Raw genomic sequence first — 17,786 nt, 5'->3', positions numbered from 1 at the left:
CGACAATGCCCGGATCAAGCTCTGAAACGCCGCACCCCCGAGGGCGTCACGACCGCCTGCACCGGCCGGTCGTGCGCCTCCTCGGGGACGTGCCCGACGACCTCGCAGTCGTACAGCAGCACCACCAGCGCCGGACGGGCGCCCGCGAGCTCCAGACGGGCCAGGACCCGGTCGTAGGAGCCGCCGCCGCGGCCCAGCCGCATCCCGCGCGCGTCGACGGCGAGTCCGGGCAGCAGGACGACGTCCGCCTCCGTCACCGCGTCCGGGCCGAGCCGCTCGCCGGCCGGCTCGAACAGCGCCATCCTCCCGCCGTGTTGCACCCGCGTGAGGGAGCCCTCCCCGCCGTACACGCCCCAGTCCAGGTCGTTGTCGGGAAGCAGGGCCGGCAGCAGGACGCGCACCCCCCGGGAGCGCAGCGCGTCCAGCAACGCGAGGGTGCCCGGTTCGGCGCCCACGGAGACATACGCGGCCACCGTCCGCGCCCCCGCCAGTTCGGGCAGCTCCAGCGCGCGCCCGGCCAGCCCGGCCGCCGACTTCCGCACGTCATCCGCGGTCAACCTGTTCCTCACCGCGAGGAATTCCCGGCGCAACATTCGCTTGTCAGGCTCGCCTTTGTGTCCGGTGTGACGCAACGTCGTTCCCGTACCCTTTCCCGTGCGCTCATACGAGAGCCGAATGACCGGAGCCACAGATTCCCTGCAAAGGCACCGGATAAGGTTGCGGACATGACTCAGTCGCACCCCAGGATCAGCAAGGCTGTCATTCCCGCAGCAGGTCTCGGTACCCGGTTCCTGCCGGCCACCAAGGCCACTCCCAAGGAGATGCTGCCGGTCGTCGACAAGCCTGCGATCCAGTATGTGGTCGAGGAGGCCGTCACCGCGGGTCTCAACGATGTCCTCATGGTCACGGGCCGCAACAAGCGCCCCCTGGAGGACCACTTCGACCGCAACTACGAGCTGGAGTCGGCCCTGGAGAAGAAGGGCGACGAGAAGCGGCTCGCCAAGGTGCAGGAGTCCAGCGACCTGGCGATGATCCACTACGTCCGCCAGGGCGACCCCAGGGGGTTGGGTCACGCCGTGCTCTGCGCGGCCCCGCACGTCGGCCACGAGCCCTTCGCCGTGCTCCTCGGCGACGACCTGATCGACCCCCGCGACCCGCTGCTCCAGCGGATGATCGACGTCCAGGAGACCCACGGCGGCAGCGTGGTCGCGCTCATGGAGGTCGCGCCCGAGCAGATCCACCTCTACGGCTGCGCGGCCGTGGAGAGCACCACGGACGGCGACGTCGTCCAGGTGACCGGCCTGGTCGAGAAGCCGGACGCGGCGGACGCCCCCTCCAACTACGCGATCATCGGCCGGTACGTGCTCGACCCGCACATCTTCGACATACTCCGGACCACGGAACCCGGTCGCGGCGGCGAGATCCAGCTCACCGACGCGCTGCAGCAGCTCGCCCAGGACGAGAAGATCGGCGGCCCGGTGCACGGCGTCGTCTTCAAGGGCCGCCGCTATGACACCGGAGACCGTGGCGACTACCTGCGTGCCATTGTCAGACTCGCGTGCGAACGTGAAGACCTGGGCCCCGACTTCAAGGCCTGGCTTCAGCGCTACGTAGCCGAGGAGATGTAACGACGTTGAGCAGCGCCGCGACCCCCGCCGCCGACCCGGACCGCCTGTGGTCGGTGGACGAGCACCTTGAGGACGTCCTCACCACCGTCCGCCCCCTCGACCCCATCGAGCTGAACCTGCTCGACGCCCTGGGCTGCGTCCTGGTCGAGGACGTGACGGTGCCGGTCTCCCTGCCGCCGTTCGACAACAGCTCCATGGACGGCTACGCGGTACGGGTCACGGACGTCGCCGGCGCCAGCGAGGAGTTCCCGGCGGTGCTGGAGGTGGTCGGGGACGTCGCCGCGGGCGCGGCCGGCCTCACTCAGGTGGGACCCGGCCAGGCCGCCCGCATCATGACCGGCGCGCCGCTGCCGCCCGGCGCCGAGACGGTGGTCCCCGTGGAGTGGACCGACGGCGGCCTCGGCGAGGGCCCGGTGCGGGGGATGCGCGCCCGCAGCCTGGCCCCCGAGGGAGCGCGCGGGCACGTGCGCGTGTACCGGTCGGCCGAGGCACGCGCGCACGTGCGCGCCAAGGGCAGCGACGTGAAGGCGGGCGACCTCGCCCTGGAGGCCGGCACCGTCCTCGGGCCGCCGCAGCTCGGGCTGCTCGCCGCGATCGGCCGCGGCACGGTCCGGGTGCGCCCGCGCCCCCGCGTGGTCGTGCTGTCCACCGGCAGCGAACTCGTCCAGCCCGACGAGCGACTGGGCCAGGGCCAGATCTACGACTCCAACAGCTTCGCGCTGACCGCGGCCGCCCGGGACGCCGGCGCCATCGCCTACCGGGTGGGCGCCGTCGCCGACGACGCCGACACCCTGCGGTCCACCATCGAGGACCAGTTGGTCCGCGCCGACCTGATGGTCACCACCGGCGGCGTGAGCGTCGGAGCGTACGACGTCGTCAAGGAGGCGCTGGCGCACGTCGGCGACGAGGACGAGTCCGGCGGCGGCGTCGACTTCCGCAGGCTGGCCATGCAGCCCGGCAAGCCCCAGGGCTTCGGCACCGTCGGCCCCGACCACGTCCCGCTGCTGGCGCTGCCCGGCAACCCCGTCTCCTCGTACGTCTCCTTCGAGCTGTTCGTCCGCCCCGCGATCCGCGTCCTCATGGGCCTGGAGGACGTCCACCGGCCCCGGACCCGGGCGACGCTGGCCGCCGGCAAGGCGCTCGGCTCGCCCAAGGGGCGCCGGCAGTTCCTGCGCGGCACGTACGCCGACGGCGAGGTGACCCCCGTGGGCGGCGCCGGGTCCCATCTGGTCGCGGCCCTCGCCCGGGCCGACGCGCTGATCGTCGTCCCCGAGGACGTCGAGTCCGTCGAGCCCGGCACCGAGGTCGAGGTCGTCCTGCTCGGCTGACCCCTCACGTGCCGGAGTGCGCGGCGGGCCCCACGCGCGCGGGTGCGCGGCCGGCCCGGGGGTCCTGGTCCGCTGCCCGCTCCGCCCGGGCGGTACCGTGTCGCGCACAACAGGCCCGCGCACCGCACCGCGGCGGGCCCCAACCGGGAGCGCCACACGATCATGACCGTGCCTTCCCGGGGGGAGACCCCCGGACCCCCTGCGCAGGACCGACTGACGCACCTCGACGACGCGGGCGCCGCCCGCATGGTCGACGTCTCCGGCAAGGAGGTCACCGCGCGCACCGCCCGCGCCGCAGGCCGCGTCCTCGTCTCGCCCCGCGTGGTCGAGCTGCTGCGCGGCGAAGGGGTCCCCAAGGGCGACGCCCTCGCCACCGCGCGGATCGCCGGGATCATGGGGGCCAAGCGCACCCCGGACCTGATCCCGCTGTGCCACCCGCTGTCGGTGTCGGGTGTGAGACTGGACCTGTCGGTCGCGGACGACGCCGTGGAGATCACGGCCACCGTGCGGACGACGGACCGCACGGGCGTGGAGATGGAGGCGCTCACCGCGGTCTCGGTCGCCGCGCTCACCGTGATCGACATGGTCAAGGCGGTCGACAAGGGAGCGGTCATCACGGACGTGCGGGTGGAGGAGAAGACGGGCGGCAAGTCGGGCGACTGGAGCCGGACATGAGCGGCGGGCCGGACGCGCCGTACCGGGCACTCGTCGTGACCGCCTCCAACCGGGCCGCGGCAGGGGTGTACGAGGACAGGGGCGGCCCGCTGATCGTGGACGGCCTGAAGGGTTTCGGGTTCGCCGTGGACGGCCCGCGAGTCGTCCCGGACGGCGACCCGGTCGAGGCCGCGCTGCGCGCCGCCGCCGAGGCCGGCTACGACGTCGTGGTCACCACCGGCGGCACCGGCATCTCGCCCACCGACCGCACCCCCGAGGCGACCCGCCGGGTGATCGACCACGAGGTGCCGGGCATCGCCGAGGCCGTCCGGGCGTACGGACGGCAGAAGGTGCCGACCGCGGCGCTCTCCCGGGGCCTGGCCGGAGTGGCCGGACGGACGCTGATCGTCAACCTGCCGGGCTCCACCGGCGGGGTGAAGGACGGACTGGCCGTCCTGGAGCCCCTGTTGACGCACGCCGTCGACCAGCTGCGCGGCGGCGACCACCCCGGATCGGGCGGGCAGCCGGCTCCGGCCGGCGACCACCGGTCCAGACGCCCCGGGGGTGCGAGCTGAACAGCCCGTCCTGGCCCGCGGTGCTCGCGGAGGGCGATGTCGTCCTCCGCCCGATAAAGCTGCGCGACCAACGGGTCTGGCGCGAGGTCAACCGGCGCAACCGGGACTGGCTCAGACCCTGGGAGGCGACCATCCCGCCGCCCACGCCCAGCGGCCCGATCACCCACCGGCCGACCTACCGCCAGATGGTCCGCCACCTCAGGTCCGAGGCGCACGCGGGCCGGATGCTGCCGTTCGTCATCGAGTACCAGGGGCGGCTGGTCGGGCAGTTGACCGTCGCCGGCATCACTTGGGGCTCGATGTGCTCGGGCCACGTCGGCTACTGGGTGGACGAGGCGGTGGCCGGCCGCGGGGTGATGCCCACGGCCGTGGCGCTCGCCGTGGACCACTGCTTCCGCACCGTCGGCCTGCACCGCGTCGAGGTCTGCATTCGCCCGGAGAACGGGCCGAGCCGCCGGGTGGTGGAGAAACTCGGATTCCGCGAGGAGGGCCTGCGGCCGCGGTATCTGCACATCGACGGCGCCTGGCGCGACCATCTGGTCTACGCGCTCACCGCGGAGGAGGTGCCCGACGGACTGCTGAACCGCTGGCGGCGCACCCGCGCCCAGCGGGCCCGGAACACGGCCTCCGGCGACCAGAACACCCGGGGGAATCCCGCATGGCCCGGAAATTGAATAAGTGTTCGAAATTGATCGACCCTGGATCTGCTCCCGACCGTCTCGGGGGCATTGAATTCGCAGGGTTGACGGCCGACTGATCGCATCGGTCACAAAAAAAGTTCGAAATATCAGCCAGATCGTGCGACACACCGGCCCAATTGGCAGATGGCCTCACGCAAACCCCTCTACCGTGTGAGACGTGAGCAGCAGCGGCCTCATCTACGCAGTCATTGTCGGGGCCTGGGCCGCCTACTTGGTGCCGATGTGGCTCCGTAGGCAGGACGAGCTGAACGAGGCCCGTCCGACGGAACGCTTCAGCACAGCCATCCGGCTGCTGTCCGGACGGGCGGGCATGGAGCGCCGGTACGCCAGGGACCTGCGGGCGCGCTCCACCGACGAGGGGGAGCGCGACGCCACGGGACCGGACGCCGTCACCGACTCGGTGGACGTCCGGGCCTTCGCCGTGTCCCCGACCCGGGCACAGGAGCCCGCTCCGATGCCGGCACCGGAGCGCGAGCAGGCACCGGACCGCGAGCGTCCGGGTACGGCACCCGGGCGGCCGGGCAGACCCGCGGCCCGGTCCGCCTCCGCGGCGGCCCACGCCGCCGGACCGGCCGTCACGGCCGGCGAGGTGGCCGCACGCGCGCGCGTCCCCGCTGCCCGGCGGGCCCCCGGAGCGGAGGCGGCCGCAGCGCGCGCGCGGCGCTCGAAGGTCCTCGCGCGCCGCCGGCGCACCACCGTCATCCTCTTTCTCGCCTTCACCCTGGGCGCGATCGTGGCGGCCGTCGGCGGCCTGGCGCTCCTGTGGGCCCCCGCCGTGCCCGCCGTCATGCTCAGCGGATACATCGTGTACCTGCGGGCGCAGGAGCGGCGCCGCTTCGCCTTCCAGATGGACCGCCGCCGCGCGGAGGCCGCCGCGCAGCGGCTCCGCGAGCGCCAGCCGCGCCGGCGGGCGGCCGTGGAGGCGGCCGCGGACGAGCCGGAGGCCGGACCCGAGCCGGAGGCCGACCAGGAACTGGCCGCGCTCGCCGCCGACCGCCGCGCCCTCGTCGAGCAGACCGACCACGCCGAGTGGCTCGACCAGCAGCGCGAGCGCCAGCGGCGTCCCGGCCAGGGCGACAGCTGGGACCCCGTCCCGGTGCCGCTGCCGACGTACGTGACCGCGCCGGTCGCCCCCCGCGCCACCTCCGACGTCGACCTCGGGGCGCCCGACGCCTGGAGCTCGGCCCGGTCCAGCTCCGTCGCGCCGGAGCACGAGGCGGCCCCCGCCGTCCCCGACGCCGCGCCGCAGCAGCAGTCGGCCCACGACGAGGACCGGCCGGCCGCCGACGAGCGCAGCGACGCCCGCCGCGCCGCGTCCGCCCGCCGCTCCCGCGAGCGCGGCCGGACGCCGCTCTTCGACCAGTACGAGGACGGGGACCGCCCGCGGGCGGCCAACGAGTAGACCCCGGGGCGGCGGGACTCCGGCGGAAGCACCGCCTCCGGAGACCCGCCCCTGACCAGCCGGGCAATGGATTTCCGACCACCCGGATGGGGATGCTAGAGTTTCACTCGTTGCAAGGGCCTGTGGCGCAGTCCGGTAGCGCACCTCGTTCGCATCGAGGGGGCCAGGGGTTCAAATCCCCTCAGGTCCACGCAGCTCAGAGCCCCGGTCGGTGAATTCCGACCGGGGCTCTGACACGTTGTGGGCCCCGGTGGCCGGGCGCCCTCCGCCGAGGCCCCTCCCGCGCCGAAGCCCCGCGAGGGCAACTGGCGGGGACTCCGGCCGGGTTGGCGGTCTCCGCGCGGCTACAGCAGCTTGGCGAAGCACATGCTCGACTCGTACTCCCGGTAGTAGCCGAACTTGGCGCACGGTTCGTAGCCGCTGGAGGTGTACAGGGCGATGGCCTCGGGCTGCTGGTCGCCGGTCTCCAGCACCATGCGGACCCGGCCGGCCGCACGGGCGTCCTCCTCCAGCGTGGCGAGCATCCGCCGGGCCAGACCGCGGCCGCGCATCTGCTCGACCACGAACATCCGCTTGAGCTCGGCGTCGCCGTCCTCGTTGCCCTCGGGGTTGCTGTCCTGGCTGCGCCAGCCGCCCGTCGCGACGGGGGTGTCGTCGGCGTCGTACGCGATCAGGTACACGCCGCGCGGCGGCCGGAAGTCCGCCGGGTCCAGGTGCGTGGCGTCGCCGCCGTCGCCGTAGCGCAGGTGGTACTCGGCCTGGACCTCGTCGTTCAGCTTGACGGCGTCGGGGTGGTCGAAGGACACGGGGTGGAAATTCATGTGGGGAACCGTATATCAATGCAGTAGCGGGCGGGATCCGTCTCGGACGAGACCGCGTCCAGTGTGCCGGTAAGGTGCCCGGGTGCTCACTGTGACGTCCGCCAATGTAAATGGACTGCGGGCCGCCGCGAAGAAGGGCTTCGTGGAGTGGCTCGCGGACACCTCCGCCGACGTGCTCTGCCTGCAGGAGGTGCGCGCCGAGCCGCACCAGCTCCCCGAGCACGTGCGCGCCCCCGAGGGCTGGCACGTCGTCCACGCCCCGGCCGCCGCCAAGGGCCGCGCGGGCGTCAGCCTCTACACCCGCCGGGAGCCCGACCGGGTCCGGGTGGGATTCGGGTCGGCCGAGTTCGACGCCGCCGGACGGTACGTCGAGGCCGACCTGCCCGGCGTCACGGTGGCCAGCCTGTACCTGCCCTCCGGCGAGGTCGGCACCGAGCGCCAGGAAGAGAAGGCGCGCTTCATGGGCGAGTTCCTCGCCCACCTCAAGGAACTGCGCGAACGGGCCGCCGCCGACGGCCGCGAGGTCCTCGTCTGCGGCGACTGGAACATCGCCCACCGGCAGGCCGACCTCAAGAACTGGCGCGGCAACACCAAGAACTCCGGCTTCCTCCCCGAGGAACGGGAGTGGCTGGGCACCGTCCTGACCCCCACCGCCGGCGGCTACGTCGACGTCGTCCGCACCCTCCACCCGGACACCGAGGGCCCGTACACCTGGTGGTCCTACCGGGGGCGGGCTTTCGAGAACGACGCGGGATGGAGGATCGACCTCGCCGTGGCCACCCCCGGGCTCGCCGCTCGAGCCGTCAAGGCCGTCGTGGAGCGGGCGGCGAGCCATGAGGAGCGCTGGTCTGACCATGCCCCGGTGACCGTGGTCTTCGAGATGTGAGGTCGGCACCGGGTGGGGTTTTAGGTGGCGTTCCGGACCGCAGCCGTCGCCTCAGTCCGCGCGCTGCTCGCCGACGCGATCGGCGATGGTGAACGTCAGGCGTGAGGTGTCCGGTCCAGCCAATCGGCCGGGCCCGCCGCCGCTGCGGCCTTTCTCGACAGTGACGCGGACCCCGTCGCGGAGCAGAGCCTCACGCGACACGGGGGCGTCCGCCCCCGTCGCCCGGCGATAGCGGTCGAGCGTGTACTCGTCCAGCCAGTCGGAGCGCATGCCTGCCGGAGCAGCGCACACCTCGCCTCTTGCGGTCGCCCGACAGACGTAGTCGCCGTACGCGTAGCCCTTGCGTGCGGCGAAGTACATACGGCCTCTGCAGCCCGCGCACTGCACGATGCCGATGAGCAGGGCCGTGGTCCGCCTTCGCGGGCGCCGGGTGCCGTTCGAGCGTGCTGAGAGAATGTCCTGCAGTGCGTCGAACTCCTCTTGGGAGAGGATCGGCTGACCGATCAGCACCGGGTCCCCCGACGGGTCGAGGACTGTTCGCCCGCCGTGCGTTCGGTGTCCGGCCAGCGACGGGCTGCGCAGTACTTTGGACAGGGTGCCGGACGTCCAGCGAAACCGTTCGAAGTCCCGCCCATGGCGTCGGCCGCCCGTGCGACGCCCCTGCAACTGGGCGTGGCGATCACGCGGGACCGGCGCGCCCTGCTGGTTCAGGTGGCGCGCGATCGAGATCAAGGACCGCCCTGCGCGCACGTCGTCCACGATGGACCGGACCAGGGAGATGGTCTCCGGGTCGGGAACGAGGTACCAGCCCCTGCCGTTCGGGTGGGGCGCCTTGCGGTAGCCGAAGGGGACCAGTCCACCGCCGTAGCGGCCTGCCGCCCGCAGCGACTCGTGACTGCTGCTGAGGCGGGCGGAGATGGTGCGTGATTCCTGCTCGGCGTCGCGGGCGAGTGCCATGCAGTGCCGTACGACGGTGGGATCCCCGTGTGGAGTGACCACGAGTGGGTGCTCGGCTTCGATCCTCCCGAAGACGAGCGTCCGGTCCTGCTGCCGTCCCCGGGCGATCAATTCGGCCATGTGTGTCGTGGATCGCACGGCGCGATCCACATGAGCCCAGACGATCGCTTCGTACTCGTCAGGCCGGCGCAACCACGAAGACAGCGACGGCCTGTCGAAGGGAGAGGTGCTGCGCGCCGAGACACCCAGATCCGCGGACTCGGCAACGAGCGTCATGCCGCGTCTGTCCGCGTGGAGCTGGATGGTCGCGCGCTGTCGCTCGGGCGAAGTGGTGACAGAGGTGAGACAGCTCAGGCGAAGGGCGGCGACAGCCCTCGGGCGCCCGTTCGGGGGCGAGTGAAGCTGAGCTTGCGAGACAAGTTGAGGACTGCGCTGGGGCACGTCGACGCTCCTGAGCAGAGTCGGCCATACCCCGGGGCTGGTCCCACAGCCGCCGGGGACTTTTCGATCTCACTCTCGGAGTCCGAACTCGGTTTCGCGGTCCGTTGTGTGGAAAGTGGCCCGATGGGATGAACTGGCAGGAAACGTGGGACGCGGGGGCGAGGGGGTGCCGCGTCGGCGCCCGGCGTGGGCTGTCGGCCGGTCGGCCGCAGGTCAATGCCTGCGCAGGCGGCGGTCCAGGGCCATGGAGAGTTCCGCCTCGACCACGCTCTTGGCCAGGGGGCGCAGGCGGTGGAGTTCCTCCTCGGGGGCGTGGCGGGTGACGAGGTCGGTGAAGAGTTCGGCGAGGGCGTCGGCGTGCTCGCGGACGCGTTGTCCGGCGGCCAGGACCTCGGCGAGCGGGATGCCCTCGCGGACCAGGGCGGCGGAGACGTCGAGCAGGCGGCGGCTTATGTGGACGATCTCGTCGCCGTCGGTGCCGAGATAGCCGAGCCGCATGGCGGCGGCGAGGTTCTCCGCGGTGACCTGGCCGGCGAAGTGGTCGGCGAGTTCCTCGGGAGTGAGGCGGACCGGGGTCTCCTCGGTGGGGGCGCCGAGGCCGAGCAGGTCGCCGACGTCGCGGCCGTGGTCGAAGGCCTCGGCGAGTTCGGCGATGCCGCTGAGGGTGTGGCCGCGTTCCAGCAGGGCCGAGATCGTGCGCAGCCGGGCCAGGTGGTGGTCGTCGTACCAGGCGATACGGCCCTCGCGGCGGGGCGGCGGGATGAGTTTGCGCTCGCGGTAGAAGCGCAGGGTGCGCACCGTGATGCCGGCCAGCCTGGCCAGCTCCTCCATGCGGTACTCGCGTCGTCCACCGTCTGCTGCCACGTCAGAAGCCTATGTTGTACCGCCGGTAACTTTCGTCGTCCCGACCCCTACCGCTCGGTACGGACCTCCTCTACTCTCCCCATTGCGCCAGTGTTCACTGGCATGGTCGGCCGGCCGGGACACCCGGACCGGCCGGCGGATTTCGCCGCAGGACTACGCGAGGCATGGAGGGGCGCGCAATGGCCGAACACGAGCATGTGCGGGTGGCGGTGATCGGGTCCGGGTTCGGCGGACTCGGCGCGGCCGTGCGGCTGCGCCGCGAGGGGATCACCGACTTCGTCGTCCTGGAGCGGTCGGACAGCGTCGGCGGCACCTGGCGCGACAACAGCTATCCGGGGTGCGCCTGCGACGTGCCGTCCCACCTGTACTCGTTCTCCTTCGCGCCCAACCCCGACTGGCCGCGCGCCTTCTCCGGGCAGGAGCACATCCGCGCCTACCTGGAGCACGTCGCCGACGTCTTCCGCCTGCGCCCGCACATCCGCTTCGGCGCCGAGGTGGCCCGGATGACCTGGGACGCCGAGAAGCTGCGCTGGGACATCGAGACGGCGGCCGGGAACCTGTCGGCCGACGTCGTGGTCTCCGCGACCGGGCCGCTGTCCGACCCCAAGGTCCCGGACATCCCGGGCCTGGACTCCTTCCCCGGCAAGGTCTTCCACTCCGCCCGCTGGGACCACGACTACGACCTGCGCGGCAAGCGGGTCGCCATGGTCGGCACCGGCGCCTCCGCCATCCAGATCGTGCCGTCCATCCAGCCCGAGGTCGCCCACCTCACCCTCTTCCAGCGCACCGCGCCCTGGGTGATGCCGCGCGCCGACCGCGCCATCAGCGGCCTGGAGCGCCGGCTGCACCGCGCGCTGCCGTTCACCACGCAGCTGCGCCGCGGAGTGCTGTGGGGCATCCGGGAGTTGCAGGTCCAGGCGTTCACCAAGCACCCGGGCGAGCTCGGCTTCGTGGAGAAGCTCGCCAAGGGCAACATGGCCCGGGCGGTCAAGGACCCGGCGCTGCGCGCCAAGCTCACCCCCGACTACCGCATCGGCTGCAAGCGGATCCTGCTGTCCAACACGTACTACCCGGCGCTCGCGCAGCCCAATGTGGACGTCGTCACCGGCGGGCTCGCCGAGGTCCGCGGCTCGACCCTGGTCGCCGCCGACGGCAGCGAGGCCGAGGTCGACGCGATCGTCTTCGGCACCGGCTTCCACGTCACCGACATGCCGATCGCCGAGCGTGTGGTCGGCGCGGACGGCCGGACGCTGGCGGAGACCTGGAAGGGCGGGATGGAGGCGCTGCGCGGCGCGAGCGCGGCCGGGTTCCCGAACTGGATGACCATCATCGGGCCCAACACCGGCCTCGGGAACTCGTCGATGATCCTCATGATCGAGTCCCAGCTGAACTACATGGCCGACTACCTGCGCCAGCTGAACGTCCTCGGCGGCCGCGCCGCCCTCGACGCCCGCCCGGACGCGGTGGGGGCGTGGAACCACATGGTGCAGGAGCGCATGAAGCGCACGGTGTGGAACACCGGCGGCTGCACCAGCTGGTACCTGGACGCGAGCGGCCGCAACACCACCGTCTGGCCGGGCACGACGGCGGAGTTCCGGCGCGCCACCCGGCGGGTGGACCTCGCGGAGTACGAGGTGCTGCGGCCGCCCGCGCGGGACGTCGGCGGGACGGCCGCCCCGGGTGGCACCTCGCGGGACGCCGGCCGGACCGCCGCGGCCGGCGGCGCCGCGCCCGACGCCGCCGGCTCCCCGGCGCCCGCGGAGGTGGACGCGTGAGCCGTCCGACGCACGTGGCCTCCGGCCCGTACGCCCCGCCCGCCCCCACCCGCGAACTGACGGCCGTCTCCGCCGACGGCGCCCGGCTGCACGTCGAGGTGCACGGGCCCGCCGACGACCCCGCCGCCCCGGTGGTCGTCCTCGCCCACGGCTGGACCTGCTCCACGGCCTTCTGGGCCGCGCAGATCCGGGACCTGGCCGCCGACCACCGGGTCGTCGTCTACGACCAGCGCGGCCACGGCCGCAGCCCCGCGAGTCCGGCGTGCAGCACGGACGCGCTCGCCGACGACCTGGAGGCGGTGCTCGCGGCGACCCTCGCGCCCGGCGAGAGGGCCGTCGTCGCCGGGCACTCGATGGGCGGCATGACCGTGCTGGCCGCGGCCGGGCGGCCCCGGTTCCAGGAGCACGCCGCGGCGGTCCTGCTGTGCAGCACGGGCAGTTCGCGGCTGGTCGCCGAGTCGACGGTCGTACCGATCCGGGCCGGGCGGCTGCGGACCTGGCTGACCCGGAACGTGCTCGGCTCCCGGGCGCCGCTCGGACCGGTCACGCCGCTCGCGCGGCGGATCCTCAAGTACGCCACGATGGGTGCCGGTTCGGCGCCGCACATGGTCGAGGCCTGCGCGCGGATCGTGCACGCCTGCCCGCGCCGGGTGCGGCACTCCTGGTCGCAGGTGCTCGCCGCCCTCGATCTCGAACACGGAGTAAGGGAGTTGAGGGTTCCGACGGCGGTGCTGGTGGGCACGGCCGACCGGCTGACCCCGCCGGTGCACGCGCGGGCGCTCGCGGCGGCGCTGCCGCTGTGCGTCGGGCTGACGGAGCTGCCCGGACTCGGCCACATGACGCCGGTGGAGGCTCCCGATGCGGTCACGCGCCGCATCCAGGAACTGGTCACCGCGCACGCGGTATCGGACACGGCGAAGAACACCGACGAGGCAGGGATCAGGGAGGGCGCATGAGCAGGGTGAGCCTGGAGGGGCAGGTCGCGGTCGTCACCGGAGCGGCACGGGGCGTCGGCGAGCTGCTCGCGCGCAAGCTGTCGGCGCGCGGCGCGAAGGTCGCCCTGGTCGGCCTCGAACCGGACGAGCTGAAGCAGGTGTCGGAGCGGCTGCACGGCGAGAGCGACCACTGGTACGCCGACGTCACCGACCACGAGGCGATGAGCCGGGTCGCGGCGGAGGTCAAGGAGCGGTTCGGGAAGGTCGACATCGTGGTCGCCAACGCCGGTGTGGCGACCGGCGGTCCGTTCGTCGACTCCGACCCGGAGTCCTGGCGGCGGGTGATCGAGGTGAACCTCATCGGGTCGGCGGTGACCGGCCGGGCGTTCCTGCCGGTGCTGACGGAGAGCCGGGGCTATCTGCTCCAGATCGCCTCGCTCGCGGCGATCACCCCGGCGCCGATGATGACGGCGTACTGCGCGTCCAAGTCGGGCGTGGAGGCGTACGCGCACAGCCTGCGGGCCGAAGTCGGCTACCGGGGCGTGCGGGTGGGCGTCGCCTACCTGTCGTGGACCGACACGGACATGGTGCGCGGGGCCGATCAGGAGGACGTCATGCGGGAGTTGCGGCAGCGGCTGCCGTGGCCGTCCAACAAGACCTATCCGCTGGGTCCGGCGGTGGACCGGATCGTGGCCGGGATCGAGCGCCGGGCCGGCCATGTGTACGGGCAGTGGTGGCTGCGCGGGATGCAGGGGGTGCGCGGCTATCTGCCGGGGCTGATCGGGACGGTGGGGCAGCGGGAGATGCGGCGGTTCGCGGACCGGCTGACGGGGATGAGAACGGGCCTGGTCGGGGCGGGTGGTGCGGCCGACGAACACCAGCGCGCTACGCACCGTGACTGATCGACATGCGCAGGGTCACCGCCCGTGTGAATCTGGTCGAGCCCGATCCCCTCACCCACTTTGGGAGTGAAACCGCATGGGCATGAAGGACAAGTACCAGGACCAGGCCGAGCAGCGGCACCAGCAGGGCAAGCAGAAGGCCGGTGAGGCCCGCGAGAAGGCGGGGCAGCACGCGGGGCAGCACCCGGGCCAGCACGCGGGCCAGCAGCGTGAGCGCTCCTCCGAGTCCCGTGAGCGTGGCCGCCAGGGCGGCGAGCACCCGCGGGACGAGATGGAGGACCGCTTCGACCAGGACTACGACGCCTAGTCGCTGCGTTCGGCTTCGGCCGTGAAGCGTGGGGTGCCCCTTGCCGGTTGGGGTGCCCCACGTTCGGCGTTGTCCCTCCGGGGGCGTGAAGGACGCCGTCCTGGGCCCGTGCCGTTGGCAGGGACGGTCACCGCTCTTACGGTTACCGCTCCTTCGAGTCGGGCCGTGGCGGGAGGGCGGGGCGGGAGAGGGTGGGGATGTCGTGGTGGGGCGGGGGAGTGGCCGGGGGGTTGGTGGTGAGGAGGTCCAGGGCCAGTTCGACGGCGTCGTCGAGTTGGGCGTGGCGGCCCTCGGCCCAGTCCAGAGGGGTGCGCAGGACCTCCAGGTCGGGGGCGACGCCGTGGTTCTCCACGGACCAGCCGTAGGCGTCGAACCAGGCCGCGTTCATCGGCACCGTGATCACCGTGCCGTCGCCCAGCCGGTGCCTGCCGGTCATGCCGACCACCCCGCCCCAGGTGCGCTGGCCGACGACCGGTCCGAGCTTCAGCAGTTTGAAGGCCGCGGTGATCATGTCGCCGTCGGAGGAGGTCGCCTCGTCGGCGAGGGCCACGAGGGGGCCCCTGGGCGCGTTCGAGGTGTACGACACCGGCTCGGCGTCCCGGGTCAGGTCCCAGCCCAGGATCGTACGGGTCAGCTTCTCGACGACCAGTTCGCTGATGTGGCCGCCCGCGTTGCCGCGCACGTCGACGATCAAGGCCGGCAGCGAGACCTCTTTGCGCAGGTCCCGGTTGAACTGCGCCCAGCCCGAGCCGCCCATGTCGGGGATGTGCAGATAGCCGCACCGGCCACCGCTCACCTCGCGCACGACCTCGCGGCGTTTGGCCACCCAGTCCTGGTAGCGCAGCGGCCGCTCGTCGACGAGGGGGACGACGGCGACCCGGCGTGGCGGTCCCGCGCCCCCGGCGGGCGAGAAGGTGAGCTCCACCGTCGTACCGCCGGAGCCCGCGAGCAGCGGGTACGGGCCCGCGACCGGGTCCACCGGGCGGCCGTCCACGTGGGTCAGGACCGCCCCCTCGCGGATGCCGGTGCCCGCCAGCGGGGAACGGGCCTTGGAGTCGGAGGAGTCGCCGGGCAGGATGCGCCTGACCGTCCAGCCGCCGTCCCGGCGCACCAGGTTGGCGCCCAGCAGCCCCTGGTGGCGCTGGTAGTGCGGCGGGCCCTCGTTGCGGCGGGCGGCCGTGACGTACGCGTGGGAGGTGCACAGTTCGCCCAGCACCTCGCGCAGCAGATCGGCGAACTCGTCCGGTGAGGCGACCCGTTCGACCAGCGGGCGGTACTGCGCGAGCACCCCGTCCCAGTCGATGCCGCACATGCCCGGATCCCAGAAGTAGGCGCGGATCAGCCGGCCCGCCTCCTCGTACGCCTGACGCCACTCGGCGGCCGGGTCGACGACGTGCAGGATCCGGCGTACGTCGATCCAGGTCGTGGAGTCGCTGTCGCCGACCTCGGTGGACGGCACCGCGCGCAGCTCGCCCTCGTCGACCACGACCAGCCGGGTGCCGTCGCCGCTGACCGTGAACCAGTCGAGGTGGCCGACGAGTTCGTGCTTCTTCGCCGTGGTGAGGTTGAAGTGCTCCAGCGTCGGCCGGCCGGTGGTGTCGTCCGGGTTCGCGAACGTCTCGCCCAGCGCGCCGGAGATCGGCCAGCGCAGCCAGACCAGGCCGCCGCCCGCGACCGGGTGCAGCGCCGAGTACTTGGAGGCGATGACCGGGAACGGGGTGACCCGGTTCGCCAGGCCCTCGACCTCCACGGTCACCGCGCCGGGCTCGCCGGTCTCCTCCTCCTCGGCCGGGTCGAGCCCGCCGGCCGCCGGGCGGCCCTCGGGGTTGAGCGCGAAGGGGGAGGGGGTCGCCGAGGACAGGGGGACGAGATAGGGCTTGCAGCCGAGCGGGAAGGACAGGTCCCCGGTGTGCACGTCGTAGACCGGGTCGAAACCGCGCCAGGAGAGGAAGGCGAGGTAGCGGCCGTCCCGGGTGAAGACCGGGTTCTCGTCCTCGAAGCGGCCGTCGGTGACGTCGACGGTCAGGTGGTCCTTGATGCGGGCCATCTTGATCTGCCGGAGGGTGCGGCCGATGCCCGGGTGCGACCAGGTCAGCCAGGCCCCGTCCGGGGAGAACGCGAGGTCGCGCACCGGGCCGTTGGCCGACCGGATCAACTCGGTGACCGCACCGCCCGGTTCACCGGCGGCACCCGGGTCCGCGCCCCCCTCCGCCCCCGCCCCCGCGTCGGCCTCCGCTCCCGCCTCCGCCCCGGCCGGCGCGCCCGTCTCCTCCCGCACGTCGAGCAGCAGCAGCCGTCCGTCGTGGGAGGCGACGGCCAGCCGTTCGCCCTCGGGGTCGCAGACCATCTCCAGGACGCGGCCCAGGGCGCCCGAGGCGAGCCGTCGGGGCGACCGGTCGCCGGTGGCGCGCGGCAGGAAGGTGATCTCGACGGCGTCCTCGCCCTCGGCGTCGGTGACATGGGCGACCCGGCCGGTCTCGCCGAGCATCTCCGGCAGCCGGACGCGGACGCCCGGGGTCTCGACGAGGGTGCGCGCGGGGCCGTCGCGGTGGGTGAGCCAGTACAGGGAGCCGCGGACGACGACGGCGCTGGCCCGGCCGGTGTCGTCGACCGAGATGCCGTCCACGTGCTGGGCGGCCGGCACCTGGTAGGGGCGGCGGCCCGCCCGCGGCCCGCTCAGCCGTACGTCCAGCCGGCGCGGCACCGAGTCGGGGGCGAGGCCGTCGACGATCCACAGGTCGCCCGCGCACTGGTACACCACCCGGGTGCCGTCGGTGGAGGCGTGGCGGGCGTAGAAGGAGTCGTGGTCGGTGTGGCGGCGCAGGTCGGAGCCGTCGGGCGCGCACGAGTAGAGGTTGCCCACGCCCTCGTGGTCGGAGAGGAAGGCGACCCGCCCCCCGACGGCCATGGGGGAGTCCAGATGGCCGCCGATGTCGGCGAGCAGGCGCTGACCGTGCAGCCAGAGCCGGCCCGTGGCGCCGCCCCGGTAGCGCTTCCAGGACGCCGGTTCGTGCGGCGGGGTGCCCGTGAGCAGCAGGGTCTTCCGCTCGCCCGCGATGTCGGCCACCTGGATGTCGGAGACCGGGCCCCAGGGGAGCTGGTGGCCGGGGCCGCCGTCGGTGGGCACCTTGTAGGCCCAGGTGAAGTAGGAGAAGGGCTCGCCGTGGGAGGTGACGGCGAGGATGTGGCTGCGTCCCTGCTCGTCGGGCGCGCTCCAGCCGCACACCCGCGTGTCCGAGCTGCCCCAGTACGTCAGCTGCCGGGCCGGCCCGCCGTCGACCGGGACCAGGTGGATCTCGGGCACCAGGCTGCGCCAGCTCGTGTACGCGATGGCGCTGCCGTCGGGGGAGAAGCGGGGGTGGCCGGCCTTGGTGCGGTCCACGGTGAGCCGCCAGGCGCGCTCGGCTCCGTCGAGCGGCGCGAGCCAGAGGTCGTCCTCGGACACGAAGCACAGCAGGTCGCCGCTGAGGTGCGGCAGGCGCAGATAGCTCACCTCCCCATGCTTCGCCGGGGCATGGGGAGGAGCAACTTGTGGAAAACCGGCAGGCGTGCCCCGGGGCGTCGGCGCCGCCTCGGCGCCCGGCTCTCCTCACCGGACTCTTCTCATCGA

The 17,786-nt window shown here is 73.1% G+C and carries 16 protein-coding genes and 1 tRNA gene; 12 read left to right on the top strand and 5 right to left on the bottom strand.

Features of this window, described 5'->3' with window-relative positions:
• Positions 1 to 14 precede the first annotated feature (14 nt).
• On the bottom strand, positions 15 to 593 hold the full coding sequence (locus tag ACIPM1_RS24035) for a 5-formyltetrahydrofolate cyclo-ligase (protein WP_402437820.1): 579 nt from the start codon (positions 591 to 593) through the stop codon (positions 15 to 17).
• A 132-nt stretch (positions 594 to 725) separates the two neighbouring features.
• Here ACIPM1_RS24035 and galU point away from each other — a divergent pair, with 132 nt between their 5' ends.
• The 7 genes from galU (at position 726) to ACIPM1_RS24000 (ending at position 6,478) form a co-directional block, all read left to right on the top strand.
• Positions 726 to 1,628 (top strand): UTP--glucose-1-phosphate uridylyltransferase GalU, encoded by a 903-nt coding sequence (galU, locus tag ACIPM1_RS24030; RefSeq protein WP_356188128.1) that lies wholly within the window; start codon positions 726 to 728, stop codon positions 1,626 to 1,628.
• Positions 1,629 to 1,633: 5 nt separating this feature from the next.
• Entirely contained in the window at positions 1,634 to 2,956 is a 1,323-nt protein-coding gene (glp, locus tag ACIPM1_RS24025) for a gephyrin-like molybdotransferase Glp (RefSeq protein WP_402437817.1), read from the top strand.
• Between the two features lie 162 nt (positions 2,957 to 3,118).
• Positions 3,119 to 3,631, top strand: coding sequence for a cyclic pyranopterin monophosphate synthase MoaC (gene moaC, locus ACIPM1_RS24020; protein ID WP_356188124.1), 513 nt, complete (start codon positions 3,119 to 3,121; stop codon positions 3,629 to 3,631).
• Positions 3,628 to 4,185 carry a molybdenum cofactor biosynthesis protein B gene (locus tag ACIPM1_RS24015; protein ID WP_402437814.1) on the top strand — a complete coding sequence of 186 codons (558 nt, stop codon included), beginning with the start codon at positions 3,628 to 3,630 and terminating at the stop codon, positions 4,183 to 4,185. The genes moaC and ACIPM1_RS24015 overlap by 4 nt, the downstream gene beginning before the upstream one ends.
• 20 nt (positions 4,186 to 4,205) lie before the next feature.
• Positions 4,206 to 4,859, top strand: coding sequence for a GNAT family protein (locus ACIPM1_RS24010; RefSeq protein ID WP_356188120.1), 654 nt, complete (start codon positions 4,206 to 4,208; stop codon positions 4,857 to 4,859).
• 184 nt (positions 4,860 to 5,043) lie between these two features.
• A complete protein-coding gene (gene glpR / locus ACIPM1_RS24005; RefSeq protein ID WP_402437809.1) occupies positions 5,044 to 6,288 on the top strand; it encodes a gephyrin-like molybdotransferase receptor GlpR in 1,245 nt (414 codons plus the stop codon).
• A 116-nt stretch (positions 6,289 to 6,404) separates the two neighbouring features.
• Positions 6,405 to 6,478 (top strand) — tRNA-Ala (locus tag ACIPM1_RS24000).
• A 154-nt stretch (positions 6,479 to 6,632) separates the two neighbouring features.
• Here the strand turns inward: ACIPM1_RS24000 and ACIPM1_RS23995 are convergent.
• Positions 6,633 to 7,109 carry a GNAT family N-acetyltransferase gene (locus tag ACIPM1_RS23995; protein ID WP_402437806.1) on the bottom strand — a complete coding sequence of 159 codons (477 nt, stop codon included), beginning with the start codon at positions 7,107 to 7,109 and terminating at the stop codon, positions 6,633 to 6,635.
• A gap of 82 nt (positions 7,110 to 7,191) precedes the next feature.
• On the opposite strand from ACIPM1_RS23995, the gene ACIPM1_RS23990 reads away from it, so the two are divergent.
• A complete protein-coding gene (locus tag ACIPM1_RS23990; RefSeq protein WP_402437804.1) occupies positions 7,192 to 7,995 on the top strand; it encodes an exodeoxyribonuclease III in 804 nt (267 codons plus the stop codon).
• Positions 7,996 to 8,046: 51 nt separating this feature from the next.
• On the opposite strand, the gene ACIPM1_RS23985 is transcribed toward ACIPM1_RS23990, so the two are convergent.
• Both ACIPM1_RS23985 and ACIPM1_RS23980 read right to left on the bottom strand, forming a co-directional pair.
• Complete coding sequence (locus tag ACIPM1_RS23985; RefSeq protein WP_402437801.1) at positions 8,047 to 9,393, bottom strand: recombinase family protein; 1,347 nt, start codon at positions 9,391 to 9,393, stop codon at positions 8,047 to 8,049.
• A gap of 213 nt (positions 9,394 to 9,606) precedes the next feature.
• Positions 9,607 to 10,224 carry a MerR family transcriptional regulator gene (locus ACIPM1_RS23980; RefSeq protein WP_402437908.1) on the bottom strand — a complete coding sequence of 206 codons (618 nt, stop codon included), beginning with the start codon at positions 10,222 to 10,224 and terminating at the stop codon, positions 9,607 to 9,609.
• A 212-nt stretch (positions 10,225 to 10,436) separates the two neighbouring features.
• Between ACIPM1_RS23980 and ACIPM1_RS23975 the strand changes: the two genes are divergently transcribed.
• From ACIPM1_RS23975 to ACIPM1_RS23960, 4 genes are all read left to right on the top strand, one after another.
• The gene (locus ACIPM1_RS23975) at positions 10,437 to 12,032 is read left to right on the top strand and encodes a flavin-containing monooxygenase (RefSeq protein WP_402437798.1); all 1,596 of its coding nucleotides are present in this window, start codon (positions 10,437 to 10,439) and stop codon (positions 12,030 to 12,032) included.
• A complete protein-coding gene (locus tag ACIPM1_RS23970; RefSeq protein ID WP_402437795.1) occupies positions 12,029 to 12,988 on the top strand; it encodes an alpha/beta fold hydrolase in 960 nt (319 codons plus the stop codon). The genes ACIPM1_RS23975 and ACIPM1_RS23970 overlap by 4 nt, the downstream gene beginning before the upstream one ends.
• Positions 12,985 to 13,869, top strand: a complete 885-nt coding sequence (locus ACIPM1_RS23965; RefSeq protein ID WP_402437792.1) for an SDR family oxidoreductase — start codon at positions 12,985 to 12,987, stop codon at positions 13,867 to 13,869. The genes ACIPM1_RS23970 and ACIPM1_RS23965 overlap by 4 nt, the downstream gene beginning before the upstream one ends.
• A gap of 76 nt (positions 13,870 to 13,945) precedes the next feature.
• Positions 13,946 to 14,176: a hypothetical protein gene (locus ACIPM1_RS23960; protein ID WP_402437789.1), complete on the top strand. Its 231-nt coding sequence runs from the start codon at positions 13,946 to 13,948 to the stop codon at positions 14,174 to 14,176.
• Positions 14,177 to 14,318: 142 nt separating this feature from the next.
• Here the strand turns inward: ACIPM1_RS23960 and ACIPM1_RS23955 are convergent, their stop codons facing one another.
• A complete protein-coding gene (locus ACIPM1_RS23955; protein ID WP_402437786.1) occupies positions 14,319 to 17,669 on the bottom strand; it encodes a S41 family peptidase in 3,351 nt (1,116 codons plus the stop codon).
• Positions 17,670 to 17,786 lie beyond the last annotated feature (117 nt).

Source organism: Streptomyces sp. NPDC086766 (genome assembly GCF_044746005.1).
GTDB lineage: Bacteria > Actinomycetota > Actinomycetes > Streptomycetales > Streptomycetaceae > Streptomyces.
This window is presented reverse-complemented; position numbering and strand designations above follow the sequence as displayed.

Bases quoted from the DNA above. Each gene is read 5' to 3' on its own strand.
- ACIPM1_RS23995 (WP_402437806.1), bottom strand. From the start codon at position 7,109: ATGAATTTCCACCCCGTGTCCTTCGACCACCCCGACGCCGTCAAGCTG.
- ACIPM1_RS23980 (WP_402437908.1), bottom strand. From the start codon at position 10,224: ATGGAGGAGCTGGCCAGGCTGGCCGGCATCACGGTGCGCACCCTGCGC.
- ACIPM1_RS24035 (WP_402437820.1), bottom strand. From the start codon at position 593: ATGTTGCGCCGGGAATTCCTCGCGGTGAGGAACAGGTTGACCGCGGAT.
- moaC (WP_356188124.1), top strand. From the start codon at position 3,119: ATGACCGTGCCTTCCCGGGGGGAGACCCCCGGACCCCCTGCGCAGGAC.
- ACIPM1_RS24015 (WP_402437814.1), top strand. From the start codon at position 3,628: ATGAGCGGCGGGCCGGACGCGCCGTACCGGGCACTCGTCGTGACCGCC.
- ACIPM1_RS23965 (WP_402437792.1), top strand. From the start codon at position 12,985: ATGAGCAGGGTGAGCCTGGAGGGGCAGGTCGCGGTCGTCACCGGAGCG.
- ACIPM1_RS23960 (WP_402437789.1), top strand. From the start codon at position 13,946: ATGGGCATGAAGGACAAGTACCAGGACCAGGCCGAGCAGCGGCACCAG.
- galU (WP_356188128.1), top strand. From the start codon at position 726: ATGACTCAGTCGCACCCCAGGATCAGCAAGGCTGTCATTCCCGCAGCA.
- ACIPM1_RS23975 (WP_402437798.1), top strand. From the start codon at position 10,437: ATGGCCGAACACGAGCATGTGCGGGTGGCGGTGATCGGGTCCGGGTTC.